Here is a 16869-nt window from a genome sequence, read left to right as displayed (position 1 = left end):
CTATTTTATCCAGGTTATTTGTCCTGCTTTTTGGTACTTTAACACCTGGAATCAAATAGTAATGACAGGAGTAGATTAGCATAAATTCTGCCGGTAACCTATAACCTCAAGCTTCTGATGTTACCCTGCTATCTGATGCTAAAATTTGATTTATACGAACCTTATGAGCGCACCACGAGGCATCCCATTCCTTGCCGGACTAGATTCTGGCAGGCCGTACGGGCTTGGCTTTCTTGCAAACCTACCAGACGTGCCCGGTACAGTTTGCGATTACTGACTTCCACTTCGGTTATCACCACCTCACCCGGTATCCAACGCGCAGCAACCTGCGCCTGTGCATGGGCCCGGTTCGATTCTTGATAAGAGCCGATCTGCACCGCCCAGCTGTCGTTCAACGGCGTGGCTGTCTTCTGCGGTTGAGATTGCGAGTTGACTGACGGCTTGACAGCCGATTGTTGTACCGTGGGCTCAACTGCCTTTTCAGAAGTAAGGTTTGATTTGGCACGCGGAACTTGAGCTCCGGCCTTCTCTTTCCGCTCACCGGGTGATCCTGCCGATATGGTCCGGCTATTGACGGTATTACTGGCTAATTGAACCGAACTCTGGTTAAAGCTGCGGTCAAGCAATTGCGCCATGTGCTGATCGCGTGCGGCAGCGGTATTTCCCCCCATTACAACGGCCACCACACGCCGATTACCGCGTTTCGCCGAAGTCGCCACGTTAAAACCGGAAGCTCGGATAAAACCGGTTTTCAAACCATCGACACCCGGCGTGTTTCGCACCATACGGTTATGACTCTTATAGACAGTACCTTTATGACTGAAAGATTGCGTGGAAAAAAAATGATAATACTTGGGAAAATCCTTGATCAGCCGTACCGAGAGGGTAACCATATCGCGTGCTGTCGTCTTCTGTTCGGTATTGGGCAGACCCGAAGCGTTACGAAAAGTCGTGGAATGCATGCCCAGTTTGCGCGCTTTCTCGGTCATCATACGGCCAAAGTTCGTTTCGCTCGTACCCAAAGCCTCAGCCACCACAGCCGCCACATCGTTTGCCGAACGCACGATCAGCGCCGGAATCGCTTCCCGTACACTGATGCTGTCGCCGGCGCGCAGACCAATGTTCGTCGACGGCATTGATGCCGCATGACCGGATACCAGCATGCGCGAATCCAGCGTCATTTTGTGCTGCTCGATCGCCTCGAACAAAAGATAAAGCGTCATCATTTTGGTCAGCGAAGCGGGATAACGGCTGGCATCGGCATGAGACTCGTGCAACACTGCCCCGCTATCCGCATCAATTACGATAGAAGCCGAACGGGGATTCGCTTGCACTGGGTTTACCAGGAACAGTGACCCTAACACTGCGAAAACAAGAAAACCTTGCACCACCCCACACTCTGACATCGTCATCCTTTTCACCCTCGCCAAATATCGATCAATATTAAGAAACATCCATGAGTGGCATGACACTACGCCGCTCCCGCTGAAAAAATTTCCCTTTTGCGGCAATGATGGCAAGTGTCGTCTGATATTTGCTTGCTTATTATTTTTAACATTGATCATAGGATGATGACCTCCAGCGTTCTATCGCGGAATTTAACGATTGCATAGTTTACTAGATCAATCGAGTACGCTATTTCATAATAAATAGCATATTTCCCTCTATCTACAAAGCATTTTATGAAATGTTCTCGATGATTGAGTTCTGTGTAATTACGCTGCTTGTATTTAAAAAGAATCAATCCGCGAGGAATAGCGTATTTATGGAATACCGATACCGTAACATACAGTATCTGAGGTGTGAAGGCCGCAGAAAGGATACTTCTAAGCGCAGCCGGGTAAACCGATATGAATTTTACAGTTGAAGAACACAAGAACACCGCCTCAATGGCAGTGTTCTTGTACAACAGGAGACTTAAAACTCTTCCCAGTCACCGCCACCGGCGGCGGCAACTTTGCGCGGTTGAGCTTCTATCGCTGCTGGAGCCGTATTATTAACATTGGCCGCTATCTTTTTGGTAGCAGACCCACGATTAGGCAGCTTAGCAACAGTGCGATTACTTCTTTTTACCGGAGTTGCTGCGACATGGCCACTATCTCTCGACAACTTGAAGGTACTTACCGCTTGTGTCAGTGCTTGCGTCTGATCTTGCATGGATTCCGCCGCTGCCGCCGCTTCTTCCACCAAGGCCGCATTTTGTTGCGTCACCTCGTCCATCTGCGTTACCGCTTGGTTAACTTGCTCAATTCCCGAGCTTTGTTCTTGCGACGCAGCGGAAATCTCAGCCATGATATCTGTCACACGTTTCACAGCACTGACGATCTCATCCATGGTTGCACCCGCTTCATCCACCAGGCGCGAGCCATCCTCCACCTTCGCTACCGAGTCGCTGATCAGTTCTTTGATCTCCTTCGCTGCTGCTGCCGAGCGCTGCGCCAGCGTGCGCACTTCCGTAGCCACGACAGCAAATCCACGGCCTTGCTCACCCGCACGCGCTGCTTCCACTGCGGCATTCAACGCCAAAATATTAGTTTGGAACGCAATACCGTCTATGACACTGATAATGTCGACAATCTTCTTCGAGCTTTCATTGATCGAACTCATGGTTTGTACCACTTGACCGACTACTGTTCCTCCCTTCACTGCAACTTCGGAAGCACCTGCGGCCAGTTGATTCGCCTGACGAGCGTTATCCGCATTTTGCCTTACCGTGGAAGTCAGCTCCTCCATTGAAGACGCCGTTTCTTCCAAACTGGATGCTTGCTCTTCGGTACGCTGACTCAAATCTGAATTACCGGAAGCAATCTCACCGGAAGCCGTCGCGATTTGATCCGTACCCATACGCACCTTACCTACCAAATCCGATAAATTGTCATTCATAGTTTTCAGCGCCTGCAACAAGCGACCTGTTTCATTGGTTGAATTGACCTCAATACGGCTGGTCAGATCACCCGAAGCAACTGCATTGGCAACAGCAATGGCTTCATTCAAAGGCCCCACTACTGCGCGAATTAACAGGTAGCCGATGACTGCCGCCAGCACTATACCCAATGCAATCACGATAATGCTGGTAATAAAAATATTTTCGTAGTTTGCTTGCGATGCGCCGAATTCTTTCTTACCTTCATCGCGTTGAAGTTCAATTAACTTGAACATGGTCGCATGCGCTGCATCAAATCTAGGCGTTGCCTCGGTAGCATTTTTAACTGCCGCATCGAAATCACCGGCCGCAGCCAAGGCCATGGTACGATTACGCGCTTCCGTATAAGCTTTCCATTCGTGATTAAAGTTCTCTATCAATGTTTTTTCTATCGGCGTCAAATTGGTCGCCAAGTACCTTTGCCAGGCATTGACAATCTCAGCATCGCGCTGATCGGTCATGGCTTGCCGTTCTTTTACTACTTCCGGTTTACGTGCGTATGAAGCAATAACCGCATTAAGTCGTGTCCGTTGCATGCGATCTATAACCAGACCCAATTCCCCCAAAGGAACAGCACGATCTTCATACACAGCTTTGAAAGCATCATTCGTTTGATTTAATCCATAAATGCCCAAACTACCGATACCGACCAGCAATACCGACAACAAGCTTATTACCAATATCAATCGCGATTTAATTGTCATATTGTTAAACACTATAGAGTCTCCTTAAAGTCATTCCATTAAAAATTACTTACCTATCAACCCACGCTTCGCTCAAGCAATCCCATATCACTACTACTCATCAATTTTTCGATATCGATCAATATCAGCATTCGTTCTCCGACCGTTCCCAACCCTGTAATATATTCGGTATCGATGACGGAACCGAATTCAGGCGCGGGCCGTATCTGACCGGCCTCAAGATCGATCACATCCGATACGCCATCGACAACGATTCCCATCACTCGCCCGGCTACATTTAAAATAATCACAACGGTAAATTGGTTGTAATCCACACTATCCAGCTTGAATTTAATTCTCATATCCACGATCGGAACGATGATTCCACGCAGATTAACAACACCTTTGACAAACTCGGGGGCATTCGCTATTTGTGTAACAGAATCGTATCCTCTGATCTCCTGTACTTTGAGTATCTCAATTCCATACTCTTCGCTACCCAGGCGGAAGGTTAGAAATTCGTTGGTCATGTGTTTAGCTGCGGAGCCGGGTGACTCAGTAAGTACATTAACAGCTTGCATCTGCGGCATAGTTTCTGCTCCTCTTATACAAATCATTTAAAACTGAATTGATTCAATGATTATTGAATTTTGTATATTCTTTGTGAATATTCCTTCATAACTCTATTAATTCTCATAATTTTTTACTTTGTGGAGCACAGCTAGCTGTTACGGATTTTGTGCAGCTTATTTATATCAGCGGATTCTCTTTATCTACTAAGAAATCATGTAAGTTATAAGCAAGATTATTCTTACATAAATCTTTATTTATTATCTCTTGATGAAAATTCATCATATAAATAATTGGTTAGTATTGGATAAATATTCCGATTTTTTACTTCCTATAAAAAAACGCCATCCAAAAAATCTGGATGGCGCCTTTTATGCCAACTCAATCGAATTTAAAATTCTTCCCAATCATCCCCGCCGCCGGCAGCCACTTTACGCGGCTGAGCCGGTATTGCAGCGCTACTTGCTACGGATTTCATCGCAATTTTCTTTGTTGCAGGTCCCCGATCCGGCAATTTGGCCACTGCGGCGGCACGACTGTTTCTTTTAACCGCCACAGGCGCTCCTTGACCTCCCGATAGTTTGAAGGTGCTGATTGCCTGCGTTAAGGCTTGCGCTTGTTCCTGCATGGATTCCGCCGCCGCCGCCGCTTCTTCCACCAACGCGGCATTCTGTTGCGTCACCTCGTCCATCTGCGTCACCGCTTGGTTGACTTGCTCAATGCCGGAGCTTTGTTCTTGCGATGCCGCCGAGATCTCGCTCATGATGTCCGTGACCCGTTTCACCGCATTGACGATCTCGTCCATGGTCGCACCCGCTTCGTCCACCAGGCGCGTGCCGTCTTCCACTTTCGCCACTGAGTCGCTGATCAGCTCTTTGATCTCCTTCGCCGCTGCTGCCGAGCGTTGTGCTAGCGTGCGTACTTCCGTCGCCACCACCGCGAATCCGCGCCCTTGTTCTCCGGCGCGGGCTGCTTCAACCGCGGCATTGAGCGCCAGGATGTTGGTTTGGAAGGCTATGCCGTCGATCACGCTGATGATGTCGACAATTTTTTTCGAGCTTTCATTGATCGAGCTCATGGTTTGCACCACTTGTCCGACCACTGCGCCGCCTTTCATCGCAACGTCGGATGCGCCCGCAGCCAGTTGATTCGCCTGACGCGCATTATCCGCATTCTGCTTGACGGTCGATGTCAGTTCTTCCATCGACGACGCCGTTTCCTCCAAGCTGGATGCCTGTTCTTCCGTGCGTTGGCTCAAATCCGAGTTACCCGATGCAATTTCTCCCGATGCCGTTGTGATCTGGTCGGTTCCCGAGCGGACTTTAGCGACCAGGTCGACCAAATTTTCGTTCATCGTTTTCAGCGCTTGCATCAAACGTCCTGTCGATGATTTGGTTGAGGTCACAGCGATATGCGAGGTCAGGTCACCGGAAGCTACACGATGCGCAATTTCAATCGCTTCATTCAGAGGCGCCACAATCGAGCGCAGCAACAAGAACCCCAGAATAATTGCAAGTGCAGCGCCTCCCACCATGGTTGCCACCGATGCAATAAAAATACTTTCATAGCTGCTTTGAGCCGCAGCATATTCTTCAGCAGCAACGGCTCCTTGCAAGTCAAGTAAAGCAAAGACGGTATCTCTCAGTATGTTAAATTTTTGCGTGGTATCCGTTGCAAGATATTTCGCCGCAGCGTCGAAATCTCCGGCTATCGCAAGCTGAAAAGTTTTATTCATTGAATTGACATACAGAGCATGCTGCTCACTTTTCGTTTTAGTGAGAACCTCTTCTTCCGGTGTTAATGCGGTCGTCAAATATTGCGCCCAAACACCTTCGTTTTGCTTGACAAGCCGGTTTGCTTCTTCCGCAAGTTTCTTTGAGATCTCGACATTCTTCGATTCGGTAGCATCTATCGCATTTTTTCGCACCTGATACCAAACATCCAGAATTTTTCCCAACTGTACTGCTGTCACCGTACGGTCTTCATAAACTGACTTCAACCCATCGTTGGAATGATTGAAGCCATACAAACCCAAAACACCAATACCTATCATTAGCGCTGACAACATGCTGATCACAAACATCAAGCGAAATTTAATCGACGTATCTGTAAACATCACTATCTCCGTTAAATTTTCCCAAAAAATAATTTTTTACTAATTAATACTTTGTTCGACCAACCCCATATCACTGCTACTCATGAGTTTCTCGATATCGATCAATATCAACATGCGTTCGCCAACGGTTCCCAGCCCCATGATATATTCGGTATCGATTACCGAGCCAAGCCCTGGCGTTGGCCGCATCTGTTCAGCTTCCAAGCTGAGTACGTCGGATACCCCATCCACTACGATCCCCATGACACGTCCGGCCACATTCAGGATAATCACCACGGTGAATTGATCGTATGTCGCATTACTTAGTCTGAATTTAATCCGCATATCCACAATCGGCACGATAATTCCACGCAGATTAACAACTCCTTTGATAAACTCCGGTGCATTGGCTATCTGTGTAATGGCGTCATACCCACGGATTTCCTGAACTTTTAGGATTTCTATTCCATACTCCTCGCTACCCAAACGGAAGGTCAGGAATTCATTTACCATCTGATTGATTGCTGAACCGGATGATTCAGTCACTTTACTTATTGCCCGTTCCACATACATTGCTTAAGCTCCTGTTATCCTCTTTATAAACTTGAATCAACGTCAATTTCTAAATCCCCTTTACTGATTATTGTTTTTTTTCTGTTTATTCTTATCATCCAATTTCGTAAAAATAAATTCATTTGTAGGTTTTTTCTTACGACAAAAAGAAAAATTTTCTTTAATTATTTTTTAGAAAATTATTAAATTTCTTTAACTTCAATAAGAAATATTTTTACAAATTTAGAAAACAGACTTCTAAAAATATAAAATATTTGGGTCTTAGGAAGTTAAGCACTTACTAAAGTGTGCTAACTTTCTGAGATGAATGCTAAAAACAGATACTATTTTCGTTCTCGAATCAGAGAAGCAAAATTCAGGCAACTTATTCGATGTTTTTCGATGGATTTTACTGCTACTGACACAGCCCAATTGACCGGCATTTCTATCCGATCCGTCAATACCATTTATCTTAAAATACGACAGCGAATTGCCCAGAATTGCGAACTTGAATCCCCTCTGCAAGGTTCTGTAGAAGTTGATGAGTCTTACTTTGGTGCCCAGCGAGTCAGGGGTAAAAGGGGGCGGGGCGCTTATGGCAAAACAATAGTCTTTGGTGTGCTTAAACGCCAAGGAAAAGTTTATACAGAGATTGTTCCAGATTGCTCTAAAGCGACATTGCAAGCCATTATCCGTGGGCATGTAGCGCCCGATACCGTAATCCATTCCGATGGATGGCGTGGTTATGACGGATTGGTCGATATCGGCTTTGATAAGCACTTCAGGGTTCACCATGGTGACAATGAGTTTGCCAGTGGCGAGCGGCATATTAATGGTATCGAGTCTTTCTGGAGTTTTGCTAAAAGACGTTTGGCCAAGTTCAATGGTGTGCCCGAACATACTTTCTACCTGCACTTGAAAGAAACCGAATTTCGTTTTAATCATCGCCGTGATAATCTCTATCATGAAATTCTTAAATTGTTACGTTTAAACCCGCTTTAACTTCCTAAGACCCAATATTTTTATTCGGATAATAAGAAGATTGAATGGAATTCTTATTGTGAATAAGAAAAGCGCACAAAATCATGCTATAAATTTTGTTTTATTCATGGGTATAGCAAAATGGCGATTGAAGGAATGAATCATTTCACGGTGCTAAGCAAGGACCTGGAAAGAAGCAAGAATTTTTATATCAAAGCATTGGGATTGACTGAGGGTTATCGTCCGCCGTTTGCGTTTCCGGGTGCATGGCTGTATGCCGGAAATCAGGCCATTCTGCATATCATGACAGGCAAGCCCATGCCTGCCGACGCAGCCGGCATAATCGATCATATGGCTTTCACGGCAACCAACCTGCAGGCCACGGTTGATACCTTAAAGCAGCATGGTATTCCGTATGATTTGCACCGTCTGAAAGGATTGGATATCTGGCAGTTGTTTTGCCATGATCCGGACGGTGCAAAGGTGGAGTTGGATTTTCCCGCCAGCGAGCCGGAACCCAAGGTTTAGAATATTATTTTACGCATTTCGGCTGTTTACCCGCAGCACGAGCTTGCTGCATCAGTGCATTAGACTTGGGTAAGCGCGCGCGCAAATCATCGATGCGCGTTTCATGTGACGGATGGGTCGACAGGAATTCAACCGGTTGCGTTCCCTGACTGGCCTGTGCCATTTTCTGCCACAGCGTGACGCTTTCAGCCGGATTAAATCCAGCCTTCGCCATCAACTCAATGCCGATCATATCCGCCTCGCTTTCATGCAGACGGCTGAACGGCATGATGATGCCGTACTGCGCGCCGACACCCAGCAAACTGACCGCTGTCTGTCCCATCGGCGTAGTTGGCGCGGCAACCGCCGCAATCAGCGCGATTCCCATTTGTGCTCCGAGTTTTTGCGACATCCTTTCATTACTGTGCCGCGCCAGCACGTGACCGATTTCATGGCCAATCACGGTCGCCAGTTGATCCTGGTTATCGACCAGCTCAACCAAGCCGGTATGCACACCGATTTTCTGACCCGGCAATGCAAAAGCATTCAAGGTGTTGTCTTCAAACACGACCACTTCCCAATTCCCGCCAACTTCATGGGTAAGGGCATCAGCAACACAAGTAACAAACTGATTTTCCTTCGAATCCTGGTTGATCTTCTTTTCACTTTTCAGATTTGTGAAAGCTTGCAATCCCATCGCATTGACTTCACTGTCAGGCATAAAGATCAGCTGGCTTCTACCCATCGGCGAAGTCGCACAAGCCGTTAGAGTCAATATCACCCACAAAGCGCCAATAAATCTCAGTTTCATATCCGAATTTCTCCTCATTCAGGGGCAGGTATTTTGTTCCGGCATCGTGATGACGCGCTATAAAATCAGTCATTTTCTTCACAGTTATTATATTGAAATTCTCACAGGGCTAACCGGCTAAAGTATGCTATAACGCATTTTTCGACAAACAAAAGGGAGTCTGCAAAATGGGCGATCATGTTTATAAAATTATCGAAATTGTCGGCTCGTCGACTAAAAGCAGCGATGACGCAATTCAGCAAGCCATCGCCAAAGCCGGCGCAAGCTTGCATAACCTGGATTGGTTTGAAGTGGTGGAAACGCGCGGACATATCGTCAATGCCAAGGTCGCGCATTATCAGGTCAAGTTGAAGATCGGCTTCCGCTTGGATTGATGAGTTAATCATTTAATTTCTGCGATCCATCTAATAAAACAATTCGCGCAATAAAGCCTCAGATCGTGAGGCTTTATCTTAGCGCAATCCAAGTTTCTGCTCAGTGCCATATATTCTTCAAGTATCACAACCGAGCCGACATCATCGTCCGGCGGCGGCGGCGCTCTAATCCCTCTACACAGCACACACTCATCCAGATGCAGCATCAAGTCAACCGGTTCGCGGTATAATTAAACAATTTACCCAATAAAAACATCGTCCCCATGCAAGAAAAATACCATCCCCAGGAAATTGAAAAGAATGCCCAGCAGCATTGGGAGCAAACCGCCGCATTCAAAGCCGTTGAAACCCCCGGTAAACCGAAATATTACTGCCTGTCGATGTTCCCTTATCCATCCGGCAAGTTGCACATGGGGCATGTGCGCAACTACACCATCGGCGACGTGCTGTCGCGTTATCGCCGCATGCAGGGCTACAACGTATTGCAGCCGATGGGTTGGGACGCGTTCGGGCTGCCGGCGGAAAATGCTGCGATGCAAAACAACATCTCACCGGCGAAATGGACCTACGACAACATCGCCTACATGCGCAAGCAACTGAAAAGCCTGGGGTTGAGTATCGATTGGACACGCGAAATCGCCACTTGCGACCCAAGCTATTATCACTGGAATCAATGGCTGTTTTTACGCATGCTGGAAAAAGGGTTGGCATACCAAACCACCGGCACGGTCAATTGGGATCCGGTCGATCAGACCGTACTGGCCAATGAACAAGTCATCGACGGTTGTGGCTGGCGCACCGGCGCGCCGGTGGAAAAACGCGAAATCCCGATGTACTACCTGAAAATCACCCAATACGCCGATGAATTGCTGGCTGCGCTAGATAACCTGCAAGGTTGGCCGGAGCGGGTCAGAACCATGCAAGCCAACTGGATCGGCAAAAGCTACGGTGTCGACATCACCTTCCCCGCCGACCGCGAATCAGGCGCGCCGCAGGATCTGAAAGTGTTCACCACGCGCGCGGATACGTTGATGGGCGCCACCTATGTGGCGGTTGCCGCTGAGCACCCGATCGCATTGCACGCTGCCCAAAACAATCCAGCACTGCAAGCCTTCATCCAGGAATGCAAACTGGGCTCCGCCAAGGAAGCCGATCTCGCCACGCAGGAAAAGAAAGGCATGGATACCGGTTTGTTCGTGATCCATCCGCTCAATGGTGAAAAGTTACCGGTGTGGGTCGCCAATTACGTACTGATGGGTTACGGCGAAGGCGCCGTGATGGCGGTACCGGCACACGATGAACGCGATTTTGCCTTTGCCACGCAGTACCGCTTACCGATCAAAGCAGTCATCAAACCGATCGAAGACAATCTGACACTGCCTTTGCCGGAAGCCTATGTGGAACATGGCACAACCTTCGATTCCGGCGCATTCTCCGGATTGAATTTTGAGCAAGCGGTCGATGCCATCGCCGCAGCATTGCAACAAAAAGGACTGGGCAGCAAGCGCGTGCAGTTCCGCCTGCGTGACTGGGGCATTTCCCGTCAGCGTTACTGGGGTTGTCCGATTCCGCTGATCCATTGCAGCGATTGCGGCGTGGTGCCGGTACCCGACGATCAATTGCCGGTAGTGCTGCCGCAGGATCTGGTGCCGGACGGTTCCGGCAATCCACTGGCCAAGACACCGTCGTTCTATGAATGCAGTTGTCCGAAATGCGGTAAAACGGCGCGCCGTGAAACCGATACCATGGACACATTTGTCGATTCCTCATGGTATTACGCCCGCTATGCCTGCCCGGATCAGCATAACGCCATGACCGACGAACGCGTCAATTATTGGCTGCCTGCCGATCAGTATATCGGCGGCATCGAGCACGCCATTTTGCATCTGCTGTACTCGCGCTTCTGGAGCAAGATCATGCGCGATCTGGGTTTGCTGAAACTGGACGAGCCGTTCACCAACCTGCTGACGCAAGGGATGGTGCTGAATGAAATCTTTTACCGCAAATCCGGTAGCGGTCGCATCACCTATTACAATCCAACGGAAGTCACGTTGCAGTTCGACGATCAGGGTAAACGCTGCGGCGCAATCCTACAAACCGACAATCAGCCAGTGGAATCCGGTGGCATCGGTACCATGTCGAAATCCAAAAATAATGGGGTCGATCCGCAAAAACTGGTGGAAGAATACGGCGCCGATACCGCACGCCTGTTCATGATGTTCGCCAGCCCGCCGACGCAAACGCTGGAATGGGCGGATGCCGGCGTTGACGGCGCCTATCGTTTTCTCAAGCGCTTGTGGCGGCAAGCCTACGTCCACCTGCAATCCGGCGCGGTCAAAGTCGATCCGGACTTGCACGCGGCATTGCCAGCGGAACTCAAGGCCCTGCGCTGCCAACTGCATCAAACCATCGCCAAGGTCACTGACGATCTGGAACGCCGCCATACCTTCAACACCGCCATCGCCGCCGTGATGGAACTGATGAACGGCCTGGCAAAATGCCAGGATGCCGATCCCGCCAGCCGCAACTTGATGCAGGAAACCCTGGAAAACATCGTGCTGCTGCTATCGCCGATCGTGCCGCACATTTGTCATGAACTGTGGCGTGAATTGAAACCTGGCACAGAATTATTCGAACAATCCTGGCCGAAAGCAGATGATGCCGCCATGATTCAGGATGAAATCCAGCTGATCGTGCAGGTCAATGGCAAATTGCGCGGACAGATCAATATCGCCAAGGATGCCAGCAAGGAAACCATCGAACAGGCAGCACTGAACAATGAACATGTACAGAAATTTATCGAAGGGCAAGCGATCAAGAAAATCATCGTCGTACCCGGCCGGCTCGTCAACATCGTGGTGTAAAATCCAGCTACCATGCCAACCATGAAACTAAGCAAACAGAAAATTTTCATCCTGCTGATGCTGTTCCTGCTGACGGCTTGCGGCTTTCATTTGCGCGGGCAGATTAGCTCTTTGCCGTTCAAGTCTCTGTACATCGCAGCGCCGGAAAGCAGCACCATCGGTATGAACCTGGAGCGCGCCATCGGCACGTCGTCGACCACCAAAGTGGTCGCCACCGCGGCAGAAGCCGAAGCCACGCTGGAAGTCATCAGCGCTAGCAGTGAAAAGGTCATTCTGTCGCTATCGGGAGGTGGCCGGGTGCGCGACTTCAATCTGGTGTACCGCGTCAAGTACCGGCTCTACAATAAAGAGGGCGTGGAAATCGTGCCATATACCGAAATCACGCTGACACGCATTCTACCGTTCCTGGACGCGCAAATTCTCGCCAAGGAAGCGGAAGAAAAACTGCTGCAAAAAGATATGCAGGCTGATGCAATCCAGCAAATGCTATGGCGCTTATCGACCATCAAGATATAGACCGGAATGAGTAGCGGAAACTTCTCCGCTGCCGGCCGGCCATTCACCTCGTCATGCGGATAAAACTGGAACAGCTGCCCCAGCAACTGCAAAAACAAACCGCTCCGCTGTACACACTGTCCGGTAACGAACCGCTGCTGATCCTGGAAGCTGCCGATTCGATTCGTACACACGCACGCCAGCAAGGATATACCGAGCGAGAACTGTTCACTGTCGATCAGCATTTCGATTGGGCGGAACTGCTCAACGCCGGTCATAACCTGTCACTGTTCGGCGAGCGCAAAATCCTGGATATCCGCATTCCTACCGGCAAACCCGGCCGGGAAGGCGGCAAAGCACTCGAAGCGTATTGCGCCGCATTGCCGTCCGACACCGTGACACTGATCACACTACCGCGCATCGACAAACAAGGACAAGCAAGCAAATGGTTCAAAGCGCTCGAAACCGCCGGCACGCTGATTCCGGTGTACCCGGTCGAACGCGATCAACTCCCCGGCTGGATCGGGCAGCGTCTCGCCCAGCAGCGGCAAAAAGCCGATACCGCCACCCTGCAGTTTCTCGCCGGTCAAGTCGAGGGCAATCTGCTCGCCGCCCACCAGGAAATCCAAAAACTCGCGCTGCTCTATCCCGCCGGCAATTTGACCTTCGATCAAGTTAAAGATGTCGTGCTGAACGTCGCGCGTTACGATGTCTACCAACTATCCGACGCCATGATTGCAGGTGACACCGCCCGTTTTCAGCGCATTCTGACCGGCTTGCAAGGCGAAGGCACTGCACCGCTGCTGATTCTCGCCACGCTGGCCGAGCAAATCCGCCAATTAATCATCATCCGCAAGGGCTTGGACAACAACCAGCCGCCTGCGCAATTACTGCAAACGGCGAGAATTTGGGGTGAGCGGCAAAAAACCGTAATCGCCGCCGCCAGACGCATCAGTCTGCAAATGCTGATACAAGGACTGGCCGATGCCGCGGAAATCGACCGGATGATTAAAGGAGTGGCGCAAGGCGATGCTTGGGAGGCGTTGCTGCATCTTGGATTGCGCTTTGCCGCTCGCGGCCATCGATAAGCTGACCCGGTATACTCAAAGTAATCAAGTTTGATTTTCAGATAGGAATGAAGTAGCGTGCACAAATAAAGACTGAATGCGATTGCTAACTCTATTTCACGAACAATGATAACGGGAGGGCAGTATGACGAAAGTTCTTGTTCTGTACTACAGTATGTATGGTCATATCGAAATTTTGGCCAATGCGGTAGCCGAAGGTGCACGCAACGTCGAGAATACCGAAGTTATCATTAAACGCGTCCCCGAACTCATGCCGGAAGAAGTAGCACGAAGGGTCGGTGCCAAGCTGGATCAGCCAGCACCCATCGCGACGGTTGATGAACTCCCAAACTATGATGCCATTATCTTCGGCACACCCACACGCTTCGGCAATATGTGCGCGCAAATGCGTAATTTCCTGGATCAGACCGGCCGGTTGTGGCTGAGCGGCGGCCTGATCGGTAAAGTGGGCAGCGTGTTTACCTCTACAGGCACGCAGCATGGCGGGCAGGAAACCACGATCACTTCCTTTCATACCACCTTGCTGCATCACGGCATGATCATCGTCGGTGTTCCCTATTCCTGCCAGGAAATCATGAACATGAGTGAAATCACCGGCGGCTCGCCCTATGGGGCAAGCACGTTAGCCAGTGGCGATGGCAAACGCCAGCCGTCAGATAATGAAATAAAAATTGCACGCTTTCAGGGCGCTCACGTCGCGCAAGTGGCCAGCAAACTCGCCCGCTGACGGAGGAGGGGTTTGGGGGAACATAATGTCTACTCTTTCCATCAACAGGAATTTTTGATGATGAACCCAAAATCACCAGCGCTTTCACCCGTTCTGTTTTTACCCCACGGCGGCGGGCCGTTACCGGTTCTCGGTGACAAAGGGCATGAAAAAATGGTTTCTTTTCTAAAGGAAATCACCAGTGAGCTGGGTGAGCCAGCAGCGATTTTAGTCATCAGCGCCCACTGGGAAGAGGAACAAGCAACGATAACCAGCAATAGCCATCCCGAAATAATCTATGATTATTATGGATTTCCTGCTGAAGCCTACACCATTCAATATGCGGCGCCGGGCAATCCCGGGTTGGCGAAGGAAATTCACGCGTTGTTAATGGCAAGTGGTATACCGGCAAAACTCGACGAGCAGCGCGGTTTTGATCATGGATTGTTTGTGCCGCTCAAGCTGATGTTTCCGCAAGCCAGGATTCCATGTATTCAGCTATCGTTACTCAAGAATTTGAATCCGGGAAAGCATATCGCTCTTGGAAAAGCGATTGCATCGCTGCGAGAGAAAAATATTCTGATCATCGGTTCAGGCATGTCATTTCATAATTTGAAAACATTTTTCTCTAACAATATCGATAGCAGCAAAGAAAATGAAGGATTTGATCACTGGTTGATTGAAACATGCACCGATCCAGCGATTTCATCCGAAGCGCGCGAACAACGATTGATAGAGTGGGAAAAGGCACCCTTTGCCCGGTTTTGTCATCCGAGAGAAGAGCATTTATTGCCCTTGCATGTTTGCTATGGTATCGCTTGTTTCGGCACTCCAATTGCAAAGGTTGCATTTAATGATCAGATTATGGGAAAAAAAGTGACGAGTTTGCTGTGGCAGTAGGATCATGGAATGGAGAATTAACATGAAAAAAGCAAAATTGGCAAATTGCATATTCGGCTGTCTAATTGCAATCATTTTTACGATAAGCAACGCATGGCCGGCACAAGATGAGAAAAACAATCCCGGATTTGCATGGAAGGATGGCGCGGAAATTTACGCCAAAATCTGCGCGTATTGCCATGAAGCGCAAGTCGGGCCGCAACTTCGCAATCGCGAACTTCCCGCAGCCTATATTCGCGCAGTCGTTCGTAATGGGAACCGGGCCATGCCGGCTTTTCGTCCTTCGGAAATCGACGATGAATCATTAATCAAGCTGGCGGATTTCATTTCAAACAAACAAGCTCAGCATTAAGGAGGTCACATTTCATGGATGAAAAGCGGCGTATCCTCATCAAGGGCATGGTGACCGGCGGAACCTTGCTGGCCTTCGGTATTCCTACCATCGCTCAAGCAGCATCCATCAGCCAAACGCTCTCCGGTAGCACGCGCAACTGCCAGCTGTTGCTGGGAAACACCCCCATCGATGAAGCATTTGCCAAAGGTGCTCAAGCCGCTTGCAGTCACTACATCGATTTCCATCACGGTACATTACCGGCATTCCCATTAGAAAACGCGCTATTAACCAACCCGCTACGCATCGTCAATTTATTGACGCAATCCCGGGATATGCGTTGGATTGCCGTCATGGATTACGCCAGCGCGGCCATCTTCACTGAATTGGTGAGGAATTTAGAAGGGCGTCTGCTTTCATTGGGCTCACACATGTCTTCGTCCGGCAATGACGCTTCCTTTCCTACGCGACATGTGTGGACTAGCGCATCACCGGCGTACAGCGCCGCGGGATTGCTGGCTTCCTTGCTCAGCCAGGGTCAGCATGATTTCTCCATTGTCGAAAATTTTCTTGAACAAACGGCGGTTGATCGTGCAATCAATGATTCATCGTTAGCGGGATTTTCGTCTTATCGGTTGGCAGAGCGGCCCGCAACTCATTTGCATTGTGCCGGAGTATCGCCGTTGGAAGCCGGTCAACTGATTGGCTGGAAAACATCGGAAAATTGGAAATCGGCATCATCCCGGAGCGATGAATCTTCCATCGATCAAGACAAAACAGCGGCAAGTGCAACAACTGAACAGCTCCGGTTTGACAACTGGATAGAAGCTACCGGTTACGCGATCGTGGCCACTGCAATAGGTATGGGAACGCATCAGGAATCTTGTTCCAGCCGCGCATTTGTATATCGATCCGGTCAGAGCGATCCAGATCATCGAGGGTTACCGGGAAATCATTTTGTTTCGTTTGTCATCGACGTGTAGGGAGAA

16 protein-coding genes are annotated in these 16869 nt (G+C 49.3%); 10 read left to right on the top strand and 6 right to left on the bottom strand.

Annotated features, from left to right (window positions below; translation table 11 throughout):
• Nucleotides 1-161: 161 nt before the first annotated feature.
• The 5 genes from HRU77_12935 to HRU77_12915 form a co-directional block, all read right to left on the bottom strand.
• Complete coding sequence (locus tag HRU77_12935; GenBank protein QOJ22180.1) at nucleotides 162-1406, bottom strand: D-alanyl-D-alanine carboxypeptidase; 1245 nt, start codon at nucleotides 1404-1406, stop codon at nucleotides 162-164.
• A gap of 511 nt (nucleotides 1407-1917) precedes the next feature.
• On the bottom strand, nucleotides 1918-3639 hold the full coding sequence (locus HRU77_12930) for an MCP four helix bundle domain-containing protein (GenBank protein ID QOJ21502.1): 1722 nt from the start codon (nucleotides 3637-3639) through the stop codon (nucleotides 1918-1920).
• Nucleotides 3640-3683: 44 nt separating this feature from the next.
• Nucleotides 3684-4196 carry a chemotaxis protein CheW gene (locus tag HRU77_12925; GenBank protein ID QOJ21501.1) on the bottom strand — a complete coding sequence of 171 codons (513 nt, stop codon included), beginning with the start codon at nucleotides 4194-4196 and terminating at the stop codon, nucleotides 3684-3686.
• A 371-nt stretch (nucleotides 4197-4567) separates the two neighbouring features.
• Entirely contained in the window at nucleotides 4568-6292 is a 1725-nt protein-coding gene (locus HRU77_12920; GenBank protein ID QOJ21500.1) for an MCP four helix bundle domain-containing protein, read from the bottom strand.
• A gap of 39 nt (nucleotides 6293-6331) precedes the next feature.
• The gene (locus HRU77_12915; GenBank protein ID QOJ21499.1) at nucleotides 6332-6844 is read right to left on the bottom strand and encodes a chemotaxis protein CheW; all 513 of its coding nucleotides are present in this window, start codon (nucleotides 6842-6844) and stop codon (nucleotides 6332-6334) included.
• Nucleotides 6845-7147: 303 nt separating this feature from the next.
• Here HRU77_12915 and HRU77_12910 point away from each other — a divergent pair, with 303 nt between their 5' ends.
• Together HRU77_12910 and HRU77_12905 are read left to right on the top strand one after the other, a co-directional pair.
• On the top strand, nucleotides 7148-7825 hold the full coding sequence (locus HRU77_12910) for an IS1595 family transposase (protein ID QOJ21498.1): 678 nt from the start codon (nucleotides 7148-7150) through the stop codon (nucleotides 7823-7825).
• Between the two features lie 120 nt (nucleotides 7826-7945).
• A complete protein-coding gene (locus tag HRU77_12905) occupies nucleotides 7946-8332 on the top strand; it encodes a VOC family protein (GenBank protein ID QOJ21497.1) in 387 nt (128 codons plus the stop codon).
• Between the two features lie 4 nt (nucleotides 8333-8336).
• Here the strand turns inward: HRU77_12905 and HRU77_12900 are convergent, their stop codons facing one another.
• Entirely contained in the window at nucleotides 8337-9122 is a 786-nt protein-coding gene (locus tag HRU77_12900; protein ID QOJ21496.1) for a M48 family metallopeptidase, read from the bottom strand.
• 167 nt (nucleotides 9123-9289) lie between these two features.
• Here HRU77_12900 and HRU77_12895 point away from each other — a divergent pair, with 167 nt between their 5' ends.
• The 8 genes from HRU77_12895 to HRU77_12860 all read left to right on the top strand — a co-directional run bounded on the left by HRU77_12895 (nucleotide 9290) and on the right by HRU77_12860 (nucleotide 16863).
• Nucleotides 9290-9496 carry a dodecin domain-containing protein gene (locus tag HRU77_12895; GenBank protein ID QOJ21495.1) on the top strand — a complete coding sequence of 69 codons (207 nt, stop codon included), beginning with the start codon at nucleotides 9290-9292 and terminating at the stop codon, nucleotides 9494-9496.
• Between the two features lie 263 nt (nucleotides 9497-9759).
• Nucleotides 9760-12360, top strand: coding sequence for a leucine--tRNA ligase (locus HRU77_12890; protein QOJ21494.1), 2601 nt, complete (start codon nucleotides 9760-9762; stop codon nucleotides 12358-12360).
• A gap of 21 nt (nucleotides 12361-12381) precedes the next feature.
• Entirely contained in the window at nucleotides 12382-12876 is a 495-nt protein-coding gene (locus tag HRU77_12885) for a hypothetical protein (protein QOJ21493.1), read from the top strand.
• Between the two features lie 53 nt (nucleotides 12877-12929).
• Entirely contained in the window at nucleotides 12930-13943 is a 1014-nt protein-coding gene (locus tag HRU77_12880; protein QOJ21492.1) for a DNA polymerase III subunit delta, read from the top strand.
• Between the two features lie 124 nt (nucleotides 13944-14067).
• The gene (gene wrbA, locus HRU77_12875; protein ID QOJ21491.1) at nucleotides 14068-14670 is read left to right on the top strand and encodes an NAD(P)H:quinone oxidoreductase; all 603 of its coding nucleotides are present in this window, start codon (nucleotides 14068-14070) and stop codon (nucleotides 14668-14670) included.
• Nucleotides 14671-14730: 60 nt separating this feature from the next.
• Nucleotides 14731-15549, top strand: coding sequence for a dioxygenase (locus HRU77_12870; protein QOJ22179.1), 819 nt, complete (start codon nucleotides 14731-14733; stop codon nucleotides 15547-15549).
• A 22-nt stretch (nucleotides 15550-15571) separates the two neighbouring features.
• Nucleotides 15572-15901 (top strand): cytochrome c, encoded by a 330-nt coding sequence (locus HRU77_12865; GenBank protein ID QOJ21490.1) that lies wholly within the window; start codon nucleotides 15572-15574, stop codon nucleotides 15899-15901.
• Nucleotides 15902-15915: 14 nt separating this feature from the next.
• Nucleotides 15916-16863, top strand: a complete 948-nt coding sequence (locus HRU77_12860) for a hypothetical protein (protein QOJ21489.1) — start codon at nucleotides 15916-15918, stop codon at nucleotides 16861-16863.
• Nucleotides 16864-16869 lie beyond the last annotated feature (6 nt).

The organism is Gammaproteobacteria bacterium, from assembly GCA_015709615.1.
GTDB lineage: Bacteria > Pseudomonadota > Gammaproteobacteria > Burkholderiales > Nitrosomonadaceae > Nitrosomonas.
Note: the sequence above shows the minus strand (reverse complement) of the source record. Positions and strands in the feature narration are given on the sequence as shown.

Coding starts and splice junctions, on each gene's coding strand:
- HRU77_12935 (QOJ22180.1), bottom strand. CDS start 1,406: ATGTCAGAGTGTGGGGTGGTGCAAGGTTTTCTTGTTTTCGCAGTGTTA.
- HRU77_12925 (QOJ21501.1), bottom strand. CDS start 4,196: ATGCCGCAGATGCAAGCTGTTAATGTACTTACTGAGTCACCCGGCTCC.
- HRU77_12920 (QOJ21500.1), bottom strand. CDS start 6,292: ATGTTTACAGATACGTCGATTAAATTTCGCTTGATGTTTGTGATCAGC.
- HRU77_12915 (QOJ21499.1), bottom strand. CDS start 6,844: ATGTATGTGGAACGGGCAATAAGTAAAGTGACTGAATCATCCGGTTCA.
- HRU77_12910 (QOJ21498.1), top strand. CDS start 7,148: ATGAATGCTAAAAACAGATACTATTTTCGTTCTCGAATCAGAGAAGCA.
- HRU77_12905 (QOJ21497.1), top strand. CDS start 7,946: ATGGCGATTGAAGGAATGAATCATTTCACGGTGCTAAGCAAGGACCTG.
- HRU77_12900 (QOJ21496.1), bottom strand. CDS start 9,122: ATGAAACTGAGATTTATTGGCGCTTTGTGGGTGATATTGACTCTAACG.
- HRU77_12895 (QOJ21495.1), top strand. CDS start 9,290: ATGGGCGATCATGTTTATAAAATTATCGAAATTGTCGGCTCGTCGACT.
- HRU77_12890 (QOJ21494.1), top strand. CDS start 9,760: ATGCAAGAAAAATACCATCCCCAGGAAATTGAAAAGAATGCCCAGCAG.
- HRU77_12885 (QOJ21493.1), top strand. CDS start 12,382: ATGAAACTAAGCAAACAGAAAATTTTCATCCTGCTGATGCTGTTCCTG.
- HRU77_12880 (QOJ21492.1), top strand. CDS start 12,930: ATGCGGATAAAACTGGAACAGCTGCCCCAGCAACTGCAAAAACAAACC.
- wrbA (QOJ21491.1), top strand. CDS start 14,068: ATGACGAAAGTTCTTGTTCTGTACTACAGTATGTATGGTCATATCGAA.
- HRU77_12870 (QOJ22179.1), top strand. CDS start 14,731: ATGAACCCAAAATCACCAGCGCTTTCACCCGTTCTGTTTTTACCCCAC.
- HRU77_12865 (QOJ21490.1), top strand. CDS start 15,572: ATGAAAAAAGCAAAATTGGCAAATTGCATATTCGGCTGTCTAATTGCA.
- HRU77_12860 (QOJ21489.1), top strand. CDS start 15,916: ATGGATGAAAAGCGGCGTATCCTCATCAAGGGCATGGTGACCGGCGGA.